Genomic DNA, 13939 nt, shown 5'->3' on the forward strand with positions numbered 1-13939 from the left:
ACGCCCTGAACAGACGCAGGCCGCGACACCGATGAAGGCGGCGCAGCCGACGATTGTTCAGGGGACGTGAATTGTGTTGCCGGATTATAGGCATTTATCCCGATGTCTGCCGGACCCAGAATTCGATCCATCTCGTAATGGACGCGCGACGCCGCGCACGACACGTCATGGACGCATTCGATTTCCGCCGCCCAATCCCCCGCACGAGCGCAGAAGGCGCGCGCGCGCGGCCGGCGCTCGCGGTGTCGGACGTCGTGATCGGCGGCTACGCGCAGGACATCGTGCTGCGCCTCTACCGGCGCCCCGAAAAGTCCTCGTTGCCGGTAGTGCTTTATTTCCACGGCGGCGGCTTCGTGCGCGGCTCGCTCGACGATGCCGACCGCGCCGCGCGCCATCTCGCCGAGCACGTGCCGGCGCTCGTCGTGTCGGTCGATTATTCGCTCGCGCCGCGGCATCCGTTCCCGGCCGCGCCGGAAGACGCGTACTGCGCGGCGCGCTGGGCCGAGGCCCGCGCGCGCGCGTTCGGCGGCAATCCGCGCAAGATCGGCGTCGCGGGGCACGACGCGGGCGGCCAGCTCGCGAACTGCCTCGCGTTCATCGCGCGCGACCGCGGCGAGATCCGCATCGCCGCGCAGGCGCTGATCGGCCCGATGCTCGATCCGAGCCTCACGCGGCTCGCCGACGCGGCGCGCGTCGCGTCGTCCGACATCACCGCGCAGGAGTGCGCCGCGTGCTATCGCGCTTACTTGCCGCAGCCGTCGCAGCGCATGCATCCGTATGCGGCGCCGCTCGAATCGGTGCGCCTCGCGGGGCTGCCGCCGACGCTCGTCGCGACCGCGCAGAACGACGTGCTGCACGTCGAGGCCGAGAAATACGCGAGCTGCCTGATCGACGCGGGCGTGCCGACGCAGGTGGTCCGCTACCGGGACGTGTCGCACGCGGCGCTCGCCGATCACGCGCCCGCGCTCGAAGAGGCGGCGCGATTCTTTCAAAGCCGCTTCAGCACGGGTTCGCCGGGCTGACGCTGCTTTCATCCGAATCCAGAACAACCGACAACTTGGGGGTTTATTCATGGCTATCTTGCGTACTTCCCGTTCGCGGATCGCGGCCGCGACGCTTGCGGCCGTTGTCATCGCGGGCCTCGGCGCGTTCGGCGCGATCCGCGTGAACGCGGGCGCGCCGGACAAGGCGGCGGCGCCGCTGCCGGAGGTCGACGTCGCGACCGTGCTGTCGAAGACGATCACCGACTGGCAGTCCTATTCGGGCCGGCTCGAGGCGGTCGAGAAGGTCGACGTGCGTCCGCTCGTGTCGGGCACGATCGTGTCGGTGAACTTCAAGGACGGCGCGCTCGTGAAGAAGGGCGACGTGCTGTTCGTGATCGATCCGCGTCCTTACCAGGCGGAAGTCGATCGCGCGGCCGCGCAGCTCGCCGGCGCGCAGGCCCGCAACGGCTACGCGCAGAGCGACTGGCAGCGCGCGCAGCGCCTGATCGGCGACAACGCGATCGCCAAGCGCGACTACGACGAAAAGCAGAACGCCGCGCGCGAGGCGACGGCGAACCTGAAGGCGGCCGAAGCCGCGCTCGAAACGGCGCGGATCAACCTCGGCTACACGAGGATCAGCGCGCCCGTGTCGGGCCGCGTGTCGCGCGCGGAGATCACGCTCGGCAACGTCGTGTCGGCGGGCGCGTCGGCCGCGCCGCTCACGACGCTCGTGTCGGTGTCGCCGATCTACGCGTCGTTCGACGCGGACGAGCAAACGTACCTGCAATACATCGGCGGCGCGAAGGACGGCCGCAAGGTGCCCGTCGAGCTCGGCCTCGCGAACGAGCGCGGCTACTCGCGGCAGGGCGTGATCGATTCGGTCGACAACCGGCTCGACACCTCGTCCGGCACGATCCGCGTGCGCGCGCGCTTCGACAACGCGGACGGCGCGCTCGTCCCGGGCCTCTATGCGCGCGTGAAGGTGGGCGGCAGCGCGCCGCATCCGGCGCTGCTGATCGACGATGCGGCGATCAACACCGACCAGGACAAGAAGTTCGTGTTCGTCGTCGACCAGCAGGGCCGCGTGTCGTACCGCGAAGTGCAGCTCGGCTCGCAGCACGGCAATCAGCGCGTGATCGCGGGCGGGCTCGCGGCGGGCGACCGGATCGTCGTGAACGGCACGCAGCGCGTGCGTCCGGGCGAGCAGGTGAAGCCGCATCTCGTGCCGATGACGGGCGGCGACGACGCCGCAGCCGCGACGCCCGTGGCGGGCGGCGTGCAGCGTCCGCAGGGCGCGCCGGGCAACGCGCGCGCGTGACGGGCGGCCGTATTCCCGGAGCGCCCGCCGCGCCGGCGCGCCTAATCAGATAGAGCCTTCCATGAACATATCGAAATTCTTCATCGATCGACCGATCTTCGCAGGGGTGCTGTCGGTCGTCATCCTGCTCGCCGGGATGATCGCGATGTTCCTGCTGCCGATTTCCGAGTATCCGGAAGTCGTGCCGCCGTCCGTGATCGTCAAGGCGCAGTACCCGGGCGCGAACCCGAAGGTGATCGCCGAGACGGTCGCGTCGCCGCTCGAGGAGCAGATCAACGGCGTCGAGGACATGCTGTACATGCAGTCGCAGGCGAACAGCGACGGCAACATGACGATCACCGTCACGTTCAAGCTCGGCACCGATCCGGACAAGGCCACGCAGCTCGTGCAGAACCGCGTGAACCAGGCGCTGCCGCGCCTGCCGGAAGACGTGCAGCGGCTCGGCATCACGACGGTCAAGAGCTCGCCGACGCTGACGATGGTCGTGCACCTGATCTCGCCGAACGACAGCTACGACATGACGTATCTGCGCAACTACGCGCTCATCAACGTGAAGGATCGTCTGTCGCGCATCCAGGGCGTCGGCCAGGTGCAGCTCTGGGGCGCGGGCGATTACGCGATGCGCGTGTGGCTCGATCCGCAGAAGGTCGCGCAGCGCAATCTCACGGCCGACGACGTCGTGCGCGCGATCCGCGAGCAGAACGTGCAGGTCGCCGCGGGCGTGATCGGCGCGTCGCCGACGCTGCCCGGCACGCCGCTGCAACTGTCGGTGAACGCGCGCGGCCGCCTGCAGAACGAGGACGAATTCGGCGACATCGTCGTGAAGACCGCGCCGGACGGCGGCGTCACGCACTTGCGCGACATCGCGCGCATCGAGCTCGACGCGTCCGAGTACGGGCTGCGCTCGCTGCTCGACAACAAGCCGGCCGTCGCGATGGCGATCAACCAGTCGCCGGGCGCGAACTCGCTCGCGATCTCCGACGAAGTGCGCAAGACGATGGCCGAGTTGAAGCAGGACTTCCCGGCGGGCGTCGACTACAAGATCGTCTACGACCCGACGCAGTTCGTGCGCTCGTCGATCAAGGCGGTCGTCCACACGCTGCTCGAAGCGATCGCGCTCGTCGTGATCGTCGTGATCGTGTTCCTGCAGACGTGGCGCGCGTCGATCATTCCGCTGATCGCGGTGCCGGTGTCGATCGTCGGTACGTTCTCGCTGCTGCTGCTGTTCGGCTATTCGATCAACGCGCTGTCGCTGTTCGGGATGGTGCTCGCGATCGGGATCGTCGTCGACGATGCGATCGTCGTCGTCGAGAACGTCGAGCGGAACATCGAGAACGGGCTCACCGCGCGGCAGGCGACCTACAAAGCGATGCAGGAAGTGAGCGGGCCGATCATCGCGATCGCGTTGACGCTCGTCGCCGTGTTCGTGCCGCTCGCGTTCATGTCGGGCCTGACGGGCCAGTTCTACAAGCAGTTCGCGATGACGATCGCGATCTCGACGGTGATCTCGGCGTTCAACTCGCTGACGCTGTCGCCCGCGCTGTCGGCGATCCTGCTCAAGGGCCACGGCGACAAGGAAGACTGGCTCACGCGCGTGATGAACCGCGTGCTCGGCGGCTTCTTCCGCGGCTTCAACAAGGTGTTCCATCGCGGCGCGGAGAACTACGGGCGCGGCGTGCGCGGCGTGCTGTCGAGAAAGGCGGTGATGCTCGGCGTGTATCTCGCGCTCGTCGGCGCGACCGTGATGATCTCGAAGATCGTGCCGGGCGGCTTCGTGCCCGCGCAGGACAAGGAGTATCTGATCGCGTTCGCGCAATTGCCGAACGGCGCGTCGCTCGACCGCACCGAGAAGGTGATCCGCGACATGGGCGCGATCGCGCTCAAGCAGCCGGGCGTCGAGAGCGCGGTCGCGTTCCCGGGGCTGTCGGTGAACGGCTTCACGAACAGCTCGAGCGCGGGCATCGTGTTCGTCACGCTGAAGCCGTTCAATCAGCGTCACGGCAAGGCGTTGTCGGCGGGAGCGATCGCGGGCGCGCTGAATCAGCAGTACGCGGCGATCAAGGATTCATTCGTCGCGGTGTTCCCGCCGCCGCCCGTACTCGGCCTAGGCACGCTCGGCGGCTTCAAGATGCAGATCGAGGATCGCGGCGCGGTAGGCTACGCGCGGCTCGCGGATGCGACGAACGACTTCATCAAGCGTGCGCAACAGGCGCCCGAGCTCGGGCCGCTCTTCACGAGCTACCAGATCAACGTGCCGCAGCTGAACGTCGACCTCGACCGCGTGAAGGCGAAGCAGCTCGGCGTGAACGTGACCGACGTGTTCGACACGATGCAGATCTATCTCGGCTCGCTGTACGTGAACGACTTCAACCGCTTCGGCCGCGTCTATCAGGTGCGCGTGCAGGCGGACGCGCCGTTCCGCCAGCGCGCGGACGACATCCTGCAGCTGAAGACGCGCAACGCGGCGGGCGAGATGGTGCCGTTGTCGTCGCTCGTCACGGTGTCGCCGACGTTCGGGCCGGAGATGGTCGTGCGCTACAACGCGTACACGGCGGCCGACGTGAACGGCGGGCCCGCGCCCGGCTACTCGTCGGGGCAGGCGCAGGCGGCCGTCGAGCGGATCGCCGCGCAGACGCTGCCGCGCGGCGTGAAGTTCGAATGGACCGATCTCACGTATCAGCAGATTCTGGCCGGCGACTCGGCGTTCTGGGTGTTCCCGATCAGCGTGCTGCTCGTGTTCCTCGTGCTCGCCGCGCTGTATGAAAGCCTGACGCTGCCGCTCGCGGTGATCCTGATCGTGCCGATGAGCATTCTGTCGGCGCTCACCGGCGTGTGGCTCACGCAGGGCGACAACAACATCTTCACGCAGATCGGGCTGATGGTGCTCGTGGGGCTGTCCGCGAAGAACGCGATCCTGATCGTCGAATTCGCGCGCGAGCTCGAGCACGACGGCAAGACGCCGTTCGAGGCCGCCGTCGAGGCGAGCCGGCTGCGGCTGCGCCCGATCCTGATGACGTCGATCGCGTTCATCATGGGCGTCGTGCCGCTCGTGCTGTCGACGGGCGCAGGCGCGGAGATGCGGCACGCGATGGGCATCGCGGTGTTCTTCGGGATGCTCGGCGTGACGCTGTTCGGCCTGATGCTGACGCCGGTGTTCTACGTGGTGCTGCGCACGCTCGCGGGCGGCAAGATTCACGTCGCGCAGAAGGATTCGGCGGGCTACGGGCTGCCGGCTCCGGACGCTTGAGGATAGGAAGATGAACAAGACCAACATCAACGAACGCATCGCGCGCGTCGCGAAGATCGCGGCGGCGAGCGGCCTGCTCGTCGCGCTGCTCGCCGCGTGCGCGGTCGGGCCCGACTACAAGCGGCCGGACGTCGCGACGCCCGCCGCGTTCAAGGAAGCGCCGACGCTCGCGCAGGGCGAGCAGGCCGGCACGTGGAAGGCCGCCGAGCCCGCCGACGACGCGCATCGCGGCGAATGGTGGCGGGTATTCGGAGACCCCGTGCTCGACGCGCTCGAGGAGCAGGCGCTCGCGGCGAACCAGAACCTGAAGGCCGCGGCGGCGCGCGTCGAGCAGGCGCGCGCGGCGACGCGCGCCGCGCGCTCGCAGTGGTTCCCGCAAGTGGGCGCCGGCTTCGGGCCGACGCGCGAGGGGCTGTCGTCGGCGTCGCAATTCCAGCCGCAAGGCGCGGGCCCGACGAACGCGACGCTCTGGCGCGCGCAGGGCACGGTGTCGTACGAAGCGGATTTGTTCGGCCGGGTCGGCCGCAACGTCGAAGCGTCGCGCGCGGATGAAGCGCAGAGCCAGGCGCTGTTCCGCTCGGTGCAGCTCGCGTTGCAGGCGGACGTCGCGCAAAATTATTTCGAGCTGCGCCGGCTCGATTCCGACCAGGATCTGTACCGGCGCACGGTCGAACTGCGCGAGCAGGCGCTGAAGCTCGTGCAGCGGCGCTTCAGCGAGGGCGACATCGGCGAGCTCGACGTGTCGCGCGCGAAGAACGAGCTCGCGACCGCGCAGGCGGACGCGGTCGGCGTCGAGCGGCGGCGCGCCGCATCCGAGCATGCGCTCGCGATCCTGCTCGGCAAGGCGCCCGCGGATTTCTCGTTCAAGGAAACGCCGATCGTGCCGGTGGCGGTGCGGGTGCCGGCGGGGCTGCCGTCGGCGCTGCTCGAGCGGCGGCCCGACATCGCGGCCGCCGAGCGCGCGATGATGGCCGCGAACGCGCGCATCGGCCTCGCGAAGTCCGCGTACTTCCCGAAGCTCGACATCACCGGCTCGTTCGGCTATGAAGCGGCGACGCTCGGCAATCTGTTCCTGTGGTCGAGCCGCACGTTCCTGCTCGGGCCGTTCGCGGGCACGGCGCTCACGCTGCCGATCTTCGACGGCGGACGGCGCAGCGCGGGCGTCGCGCAGGCGCGCGCGAAGTACGACGAGGAAGTCGCGAACTACCGGCAGCAGGTGCTTGTCGCGTTCCGCGAGGTCGAGGACAACCTCGCCGATCTGCGTCTGCTCGACGATCAGATTCGCGCGCAGAGCGATGCGGTCAACGCGTCGCGGCGCGCGGCGACGCTCTCGCGCACGCAGTATCAGGAAGGCGCGGTCAGCTATCTCGACGTGATCGACAGCGAGCGCTCGGTGCTCGAATCGCAATTGCAGTCGAATCAGCTGACGGGCACGCAGGCGGTGTCGACGGTCAACCTGATTCGCGCGCTCGGCGGCGGCTGGGCGGGCGACGTGGCCGTCGGTGCGCGCGAGCCTCGGCAGCAGGACGTCGCGGCGCGTTGAGCGGTGCGTGCGGCGGCTGCGGATCGTGAGCCGCCGCATGCGCCGATGCGCGTCTGACTTGCTTGGTCGGAAAACACGATAGCCGGGGGCACGGCGTCAGGAAGTCCGATGGCGCTCACGAGCCTGAGAGTCGGAATCTGATGGGCCGAATGTTCGAACGCTCGATGATCGAAGCGCTCGAATGCTGAAGAGCTGAAGAGCTGAAGAGCTGAAGAGCTGAAGAGCTGAAGAGCTGAAGAGCTGAAGAGCTGAAGAGCTGAAGAGCCCTGCTGCCTGAGTGTCCAACTGCCTGCCTGACGGCCCAAGAGCCCAAGAGCCCAAGAGCCCAAGAGCCCAAGAGCCCAAGAGCCCAAGAGCCTGAGGACCGCGCGAACGCGACGGGCGCACGAATCCGACGCCCGTCGCGTGACGGCCGGCATGCGCGATGAAGAGCGGGAGGCGCAGCCGTCGCTTCGCATCGGCGGCGCAAGAACGACGATTCGTATCGAATCGATCCAACCGGCCTGCGGCGGCGCGACGCCTGTTTCGCGCGCCGTGTCTCGGCCTACACTTGGCAGCGGCGCATGAAACGCGAACTCATCGTTTCGTTGCGCCGCTGGGTCCGACAATAAAAAGCGCAGTCCCAGCGTGGGGCGACAGGGACTGCGTAACCGCCTGCATCCGAGGGCCAGAAATACTCGCAGACGGAACTACAATCGCGCGGGCGATGTCATGCGAGGCGGTTGCCGTGTCGTGCGCCGCCGCACGCGCGGCGTGCCGCATCCACCGAACCGCCGAGCATCGCGCTCGCAAAAACTTTCCCGCATCGGCCGGCGCGCCGCGCCGGTCGTCGAATCTTCGGTTTCCGGCAGCCTTCGCCGCGCCGTTTCCGCTTCGCGCGCCGGTGTCGACGGCGCGCACGACATGCTTCAGACGCGCGACGCGTGCGCCGCGGCGTCCGCGATCTCCGGCGTGACGCCCGACACGCGGCTCGCGAGCGTCGTCGCGACCGTGCTCGCGTACACGTTGAGCGCGGTGCGGCCCATGTCGAAGAACGCGTCGACGCCGAGAATCAGCAGCACCGCTTCGGCGGGCAGCCCGATCGCGGCGAGGATCACCGTGATCGCGACGACCGCGCCGGACGGCACGTTCGCGGCGCCGTCGATCGTGATGATCGTCAGCACGGCGATCGTGATCATCAGCGGCCAGCTCCATGCGAGCTGATACGCGTCCGCGAGATAGCACACCGCGAGCACCGTATAGAGCACCGCGCCTTCGCGATTGAAGATGTACGACAGCGGCAGCACCGTCGACGCGACCGACGCCGGCACGCCCATCTCCGTCAGCTTCTTCAGATGCACGGGGAACGTGATTTCGGACGAGCGCGTCGTGAAGCCGAGAATCAGCGGCTCGCTGACCTTGCGTACGACCGCGCGCGGCGAATGGCCGGCGAGCTTGACGATCAGCGTGAGCCACAGCGCGAGAACCGCCATGCCGAGGTATGCGATGCCGAGCAGCTTCGCGAGCGGCGCCATCGCGGCGAGCCCCTTCGACGACAGCAGCACTGCGATCGCAGCGAAGATCGCAATCGGGGACAGCGACACAACCCACTCCGTCATCTTGAAGAATGCGGCGAGCATCGATTCGCAGACGGCGACGAACGGCGCCGCGCGATCCTCGACGGCGGCGAGCGCGCAGCCGAGCAGCACGCCGAACACGAGCACCGGCAGCGAATTGCCGGCCGCGAGCGCGCCGACGATGTTCGACGGGATCATGTCGGTCAGGAACTTCAGCCAGTCGATGCCGCTCGCGAGATTCGCAGGCATCGACGCCGTCTGCGCATGGCTCGCGCCGATGCCCGGCCGGAACAGCCAGTTGAGCGCGAGGCCGAGCGACGCGGCGAGCACCGTCATCAACACGAAGAACACGAGGCTGAACGCGGCCGTCTTGCCGAGCCGGCCGCGCTGCGTGCCGGCGCGGAACGCGCCGAGCGTCACCGACAGCAGGATCAGCGGCAGCACGACCATCTTGATCGCGTGGCCGAACAGCGTCGAAATGAACGCCAGATCGCGGCTCGCGGCGGGCGCGATCAGGCCGAAGGCCACGCCGAACGCGAGGCCGAGAATCATCAGCAGCGATAAAGGAATTTTTTTATTGGCCAGTGTCATATTGAGCTCGAATTAATCGGATTCTGTCCGGAGTGCCGTCGATCACGTGATTCCACATCAGGCGCCGCGCCGTTTCCGCGTCCCGCATATCGATGGCCGCGCAAATCTCCAAATGTTCGAGCGTGCCGCGCCTGACCGTCGCGAAATCGCTTCGCGGCAATTCGTTCAGCGCGTGAGTTTGCGCGCGCAGTAGCTTGTATGTCGTAAATAGCCGGTCGTTGCGCGCGGCCTTGAATATTTCGTCATGAAAGACCCAGCCGATTTTCTGTTCGACCATGATGTCGGCGCTGTTTTCGTCGACGAGCCGGCGCATCTGCGCGTGCGAGCGCGACAGCCCGTCCGTCGCGCCGCCGCGCGCGGCGAGGTACGCCGCGGTGCTTTCCAGCGCGAGGCGCAGCTCGTAGATTTCGCGCAGATCGTCGCGTGTCGGCTCGTTGACGAAGGTGCCGCTCTTGTCGACGATGTTGACGAGCCCTTCCGACGCGAGCAGTTGCAGTGCGCTGCGCACCGGCATCTGCCCGACGCCCAGCTCGTGTGCGAGGCCCCGGTGAGAGATTTTCTGCCCGGGCGACAATCGGCCGTCGAAGATCCGCGAACGGATCTCGTCATAGGCGCTGCCCGTATCGGACGAGATTTTCTCCATTATCTGTGATCGCAGTTTGTTTGCTTGAAATTAATGAAGCGAGCAACATTTATTCAGATTAACCGCATCGGCCGGGGTGAACAACAAATATTTTTTTGCGAACGAAAACATTCGCGCATTTAGAATGGGTCAATCAATTTTTTCGTAAACAGCCGATGCTCGTCGATCAACAGTCGTACTCAATCGTGACCGTGCCGGTTGCGTCCGTGTTGCCGCTCAGGGCCAGAATTCTGCTGGACGGGGACGAGAACGCGAGCCGCTTTCCGTGCGACGACCACGAGGCGACGCTTCATCTGGCGGCCCGAACGCCGGACGGGATCGTCGCCGTCGCGACGATCTGCCGGCAGGCGTTCCGCGATTTCCCGCCGGACAGCGCGTGGCGGCTGCGCGGCGTGGCCGTCGAGCCGTTCATGCAGGGGCACGGCGTCGGCACGCGGCTGATGCGCGCGTGCATCGAGTACGCGCAGCGGCGGGACGGAAAGGTCGTCTGGTGCACTGCACGCGATTCGGCGCGCGGCTTTTACGAATCGCTCGGCTTCGTCGCGTCGGGCGTGCCGCTGAAGATTGCCGCGCGGCCCGACATGGTGTTCCACGAAATGCACCGGTTGTTGTCCGACGGTGCGTGACGGCCGCGCGAGCGCCGTTGCGCCGCGTTCGACCGACGGGGCGCGGCGCGCTTTTCGCCACGGTTGCGGCGAGAACCGCCGCGTGCACGCGATATCCGCGCCGGGCCGGGCACTCGACGAAGACCGTGCGCCGCGGGCCGGACGGTTCGTGTTCCGAATCAAATCTCGCGGCCGTTTCGGCCGTCTCAATAGGGCAGCGCGCCGCGCCATAGCCACGCGGCCGCGATCGACGCCGGCACGCCCAGCGTCATCAGCGCGCCCGCGAGCGGCGGGTCGAGCTTCCTGTCGATCGCGATGAGCCCCGCGATGATCATCGGCGGCATCGTCGCCTGCACGAGCGCGACGGCGAGCGGCACGCCCCGCTGCGCGAACAGGTAGAGCCCGCACGCGAGCACGATCGCCGGCACGACGAGCAGCTTGAGGCCGATGCCCACGACGAAGTTTCGCGCGGCGTCGCGGGCGCTGCGCAGGCTGAAGCTTGCGCCCACCGAGATCATCGCGATCGGCGTGAGGGTTGCGCCGAGCGCGCTCAGCACGTCCTCGACGGCGGGCGGGAACGGCACCGGCCGCAACAGCAGCGCAAGCGCCATCGCCTGAATCGGACGGTAGCCGGCGAGCTGCCGCGCGACGCCGCGCCAGCTCGTCGCGCTGCCGGCATACAGATCGGCGGCGACGAGGCCCGCCGTGCACATCACGATGAAGTTCGCCTGGTCGACGACGAGCGCGTGGCCGACCGCCGCGCCGCCGATCAGCGCCTGCACGACCGGCACGCCGACGATCGACGTGTTGCTCGTGCCGCAGACGAGCGTGAGGCAGCCGACCGTCGCCTTGTCGAGGCCGAGCAGCGCGCCCGCCGCGAGCGCGAGCGCCGCGGTGGCCGCGAACACGATGACGGGCGTCGCGAAGAGCCACAGCACGTCCGCGCCGAAGGCGATTCGGTGCAGATGCTGCAGCACGAGCGCGGGCAGCGAAATCTGGATGACGAAATAATTGAGGCTGGCCGGGAAGTTGTCCGGCAGGCGCTTGCTCCGTGCGAGCGCGGCGCCCGCGACGAGGCAGGCGAGAACGAGAATCAACGAAGCCATCGATCGGCGTTTGAACGAATCGGATGCCGGACGGCCCGGCGGGCCGCCCGTGCGGGTTGGTGTCGAAGAACGGCGCGATGCCGGGACGGAGGCGACGGGCGTGCGCGTGGCGCATGTCACGTCGCGCCGCATGCATGCGTGCGTGCGGCGCGCGCACGCCGGACTATAACCCGGTGTGCGGCGCGATGCGAGGATTCCGGCGATGCGTGTCCGCGAATTCCGCTCGATCCATGCACGGCGTTCGCGGGACCGACGATCGCCGCGCAGGTAGAAAGTGGAGCGTAGAACGTACGACGCACGACACGCGCGACACGCACGACTCACGACTTACGACTCACGACACGCGACACGCGACACCCGGCGCAAAACGCAAAACGCAAAACGCAAAACGCAAAACGCAAAACGCAAAACGCAAAACACCGAACGCCGCCACGCGACCGTCCGAGGAATCGAGCGCGAGCGCCGCGCCGCGCGCGGTCAGGCGACGGCCCGCGCGTCGCCTGAAGCCTCGCGGCCACCGCCCGCGCACCGCTCGATCAGCGGCGCGAGCCACGCTTGCGCGGCGTCGTGCAAATGCGCATCCTCGATCGTGAACGCGCCGTCCGCGAGCATCTTCGCGCAGGTCGCGCGCTGGATCTTGCCGCTCGACGTCGTATGGATCTCGCCCTTCTTCACGCGGATCACGCCGCTCAGCGTCAGCTGGCACGCGTCCCACACCTCGCGGCCGATCTCCGGCGCGAGCGTCGCGAGATCGAACCGGCCGATCGCCTCCAGCACGACGACGACCCCCGCCTGCTCGTCGCGCTCGACCATGATCGCGGCGAGCCGGTTCGCGCGGATCTGGTCGGATACGTTGAGCACCGCGCCTTCGATATCCTGCGGATAGTAGTTGACGCCGTTCAGGATGATCAGATCCTTGATCCGCCCCGAGACGAACAGATGGCCGCGATCGTCGACGAAGCCGAGGTCGCCCGTGCGCAGCATGCCGTTCGGAAAGGCGTCGCAACGGTATGCGCGGAACGTTGCGTCGGTTGCGTCCGGGCGGCCGAAATAGCCGTGGCAGACGCTGTCGCTCGCGACGCAGATCTCGCCGATCGCGCCCACCGGCTGCGGCTCGCCCGTCGAAGGATCGACGATGCGAAACGTCTGATCCGCATGCGCGAGCGTGCCGACCGACACGACGTCGATCGACCTGCCGTCCCCCTCGTGCGGTTCGAAGCGCCCGTCGGCGAGCGCGCCGTAGTCGGCGCGCCGGATGACGACGGGCGCGCCGAGCTGCTTCGACGTTGCCGCGAGCGTCAGCTCCGCGAGCCCGTAGCAGGGCGCGAAAGCGTCGTAGCGAAAGCCGGTGGACGCGAACGCGTCGGCGAACTCGCGCATCGTGCGCGGCCGCACCGGCTCCGCGCCGTTGAACGCCTGCTCCCATGTCGACAGATCGAGCCGCGTGAGATCCATCCGGCTCGCGCGCCGGCGGCACAGCTCGTAGCCGAAGTTCGGCGCGCCGCTGCAGGTCGCGCCGTAGTCGGACACCGCGTGGAGCCAGCGCGCCGGATGCTGGAGGAAGTCCTGCGGCGACATGAACACGGCGGGCCGCCCCGCGTAGATCGGATGCAGGATTGCGCCGATCAGCCCCATGTCGTGATAGTGCGGCAGCCACGACACCATCAGCCAGCGCTCGCGATCGCTGCCCCAGTGCCGGCGCAGCAGCCGCTCGTTCGCGAGCAGGTTGTCGTGGCCGACCATCACGCCCTTCGGATCGGACGTCGAGCCGGACGTGTACTGGAGGAACGCGATGCTGTCGGGCGCGACGGCGGGCAGCGCGGGCGCGGCATCGTCGGCGATCGCGTCGATCGCGTCGAACGCGTCGACTTCGCGGCACGGCGGCGCGACGACGCCCGCCGCGCACAGCTCGGCGAGCACGGTGTCCCGCTCGCCCGCGCCGCAGATCGCGAACGACGGCGCGCAATCGCGCGCAATCGAAATCAGCCGGCGGCGCTCTTTCTCGGTGCGCGGCGGCAGCGCCGGCACGGCCATCCGGCCCGCGTACAGGCAGCCGAAGAACGCTTCGATGAAGTCGGCGGCGGACGGGAAGATCAGCAGCACGGGGTCGCCCGGGCGGCCGTGCGCGACGATTTCGCGCGCGATCGCGAGCGCGCGGCGGTGAATGTCGCCATAGCGCATCACGCGGTCCGGCATGCGGCCGTAGCCGAGGTAGCCGTATGCGAACTCGTCGGGCGTCGTTTCGGCGCGAAAGCGCAGCACGTCGGCGAAGTTGGACGCGGGCGCGAGCGGCGGCGGCGCGGTCAGCGTCCGGCAGGCGGCGAGGGCGGATTGGAGGGGTGACATG

Annotated in this window: 9 protein-coding genes; 5 read left to right on the forward strand and 4 right to left on the reverse strand. The window is 68.1% G+C overall.

Features of this window, described 5'->3' with window-relative positions; translation table 11 throughout:
* The first annotated feature begins 167 nt into the window (after positions 1 to 167).
* The 4 genes from WS91_RS10510 to WS91_RS10525 all read left to right on the forward strand — a co-directional run bounded on the left by WS91_RS10510 (position 168) and on the right by WS91_RS10525 (position 7091).
* A complete protein-coding gene (locus tag WS91_RS10510; RefSeq protein WP_038749623.1) occupies positions 168 to 1022 on the forward strand; it encodes an alpha/beta hydrolase in 855 nt (284 codons plus the stop codon).
* A gap of 49 nt (positions 1023 to 1071) precedes the next feature.
* Positions 1072 to 2301, forward strand: a complete 1230-nt coding sequence (locus WS91_RS10515) for an efflux RND transporter periplasmic adaptor subunit (protein WP_038749598.1) — start codon at positions 1072 to 1074, stop codon at positions 2299 to 2301.
* Between the two features lie 61 nt (positions 2302 to 2362).
* A complete protein-coding gene (ceoB, locus tag WS91_RS10520; protein ID WP_059580280.1) occupies positions 2363 to 5548 on the forward strand; it encodes a multidrug efflux RND transporter permease subunit CeoB in 3186 nt (1061 codons plus the stop codon).
* 10 nt (positions 5549 to 5558) lie between these two features.
* Positions 5559 to 7091, forward strand: coding sequence for an efflux transporter outer membrane subunit (locus WS91_RS10525; RefSeq protein WP_059647014.1), 1533 nt, complete (start codon positions 5559 to 5561; stop codon positions 7089 to 7091).
* Between the two features lie 908 nt (positions 7092 to 7999).
* Here the strand turns inward: WS91_RS10525 and WS91_RS10535 are convergent.
* A complete protein-coding gene (locus WS91_RS10535; RefSeq protein WP_038749590.1) occupies positions 8000 to 9238 on the reverse strand; it encodes a dicarboxylate/amino acid:cation symporter in 1239 nt (412 codons plus the stop codon).
* Positions 9222 to 9881 (reverse strand): GntR family transcriptional regulator, encoded by a 660-nt coding sequence (locus WS91_RS10540; RefSeq protein WP_038749588.1) that lies wholly within the window; start codon positions 9879 to 9881, stop codon positions 9222 to 9224. The genes WS91_RS10535 and WS91_RS10540 overlap by 17 nt, the downstream gene beginning before the upstream one ends.
* Positions 9882 to 10036: 155 nt before the next feature.
* Between WS91_RS10540 and WS91_RS10545 the strand changes: the two genes are divergently transcribed.
* Positions 10037 to 10507: a GNAT family N-acetyltransferase gene (locus WS91_RS10545; protein ID WP_059670237.1), complete on the forward strand. Its 471-nt coding sequence runs from the start codon at positions 10037 to 10039 to the stop codon at positions 10505 to 10507.
* 185 nt (positions 10508 to 10692) lie between these two features.
* Here the strand turns inward: WS91_RS10545 and WS91_RS10550 are convergent, their stop codons facing one another.
* Together WS91_RS10550 and WS91_RS10555 are read right to left on the reverse strand one after the other, a co-directional pair.
* Entirely contained in the window at positions 10693 to 11592 is a 900-nt protein-coding gene (locus tag WS91_RS10550) for an AEC family transporter (protein WP_059670238.1), read from the reverse strand.
* Positions 11593 to 12069: 477 nt separating this feature from the next.
* Complete coding sequence (locus WS91_RS10555; RefSeq protein WP_059670239.1) at positions 12070 to 13938, reverse strand: fatty acyl-AMP ligase; 1869 nt, start codon at positions 13936 to 13938, stop codon at positions 12070 to 12072.
* Position 13939 lies beyond the last annotated feature (1 nt).

The organism is Burkholderia sp. MSMB1498 (assembly GCF_001526245.1).
Lineage (GTDB): Bacteria > Pseudomonadota > Gammaproteobacteria > Burkholderiales > Burkholderiaceae > Burkholderia > Burkholderia savannae.

Excerpts from the sequence above, each read along its gene's own strand:
- WS91_RS10555 (WP_059670239.1), bottom strand. The coding sequence starts at position 13,938 with ATGTCACCCCTCCAATCCGCCCTCGCCGCCTGCCGGACGCTGACCGCG.
- WS91_RS10540 (WP_038749588.1), bottom strand. The coding sequence starts at position 9,881 with ATGGAGAAAATCTCGTCCGATACGGGCAGCGCCTATGACGAGATCCGT.
- WS91_RS10525 (WP_059647014.1), top strand. The coding sequence starts at position 5,559 with ATGAACAAGACCAACATCAACGAACGCATCGCGCGCGTCGCGAAGATC.
- WS91_RS10515 (WP_038749598.1), top strand. The coding sequence starts at position 1,072 with ATGGCTATCTTGCGTACTTCCCGTTCGCGGATCGCGGCCGCGACGCTT.
- ceoB (WP_059580280.1), top strand. The coding sequence starts at position 2,363 with ATGAACATATCGAAATTCTTCATCGATCGACCGATCTTCGCAGGGGTG.
- WS91_RS10535 (WP_038749590.1), bottom strand. The coding sequence starts at position 9,238 with ATGACACTGGCCAATAAAAAAATTCCTTTATCGCTGCTGATGATTCTC.
- WS91_RS10550 (WP_059670238.1), bottom strand. The coding sequence starts at position 11,592 with ATGGCTTCGTTGATTCTCGTTCTCGCCTGCCTCGTCGCGGGCGCCGCG.
- WS91_RS10545 (WP_059670237.1), top strand. The coding sequence starts at position 10,037 with ATGCTCGTCGATCAACAGTCGTACTCAATCGTGACCGTGCCGGTTGCG.
- WS91_RS10510 (WP_038749623.1), top strand. The coding sequence starts at position 168 with ATGGACGCATTCGATTTCCGCCGCCCAATCCCCCGCACGAGCGCAGAA.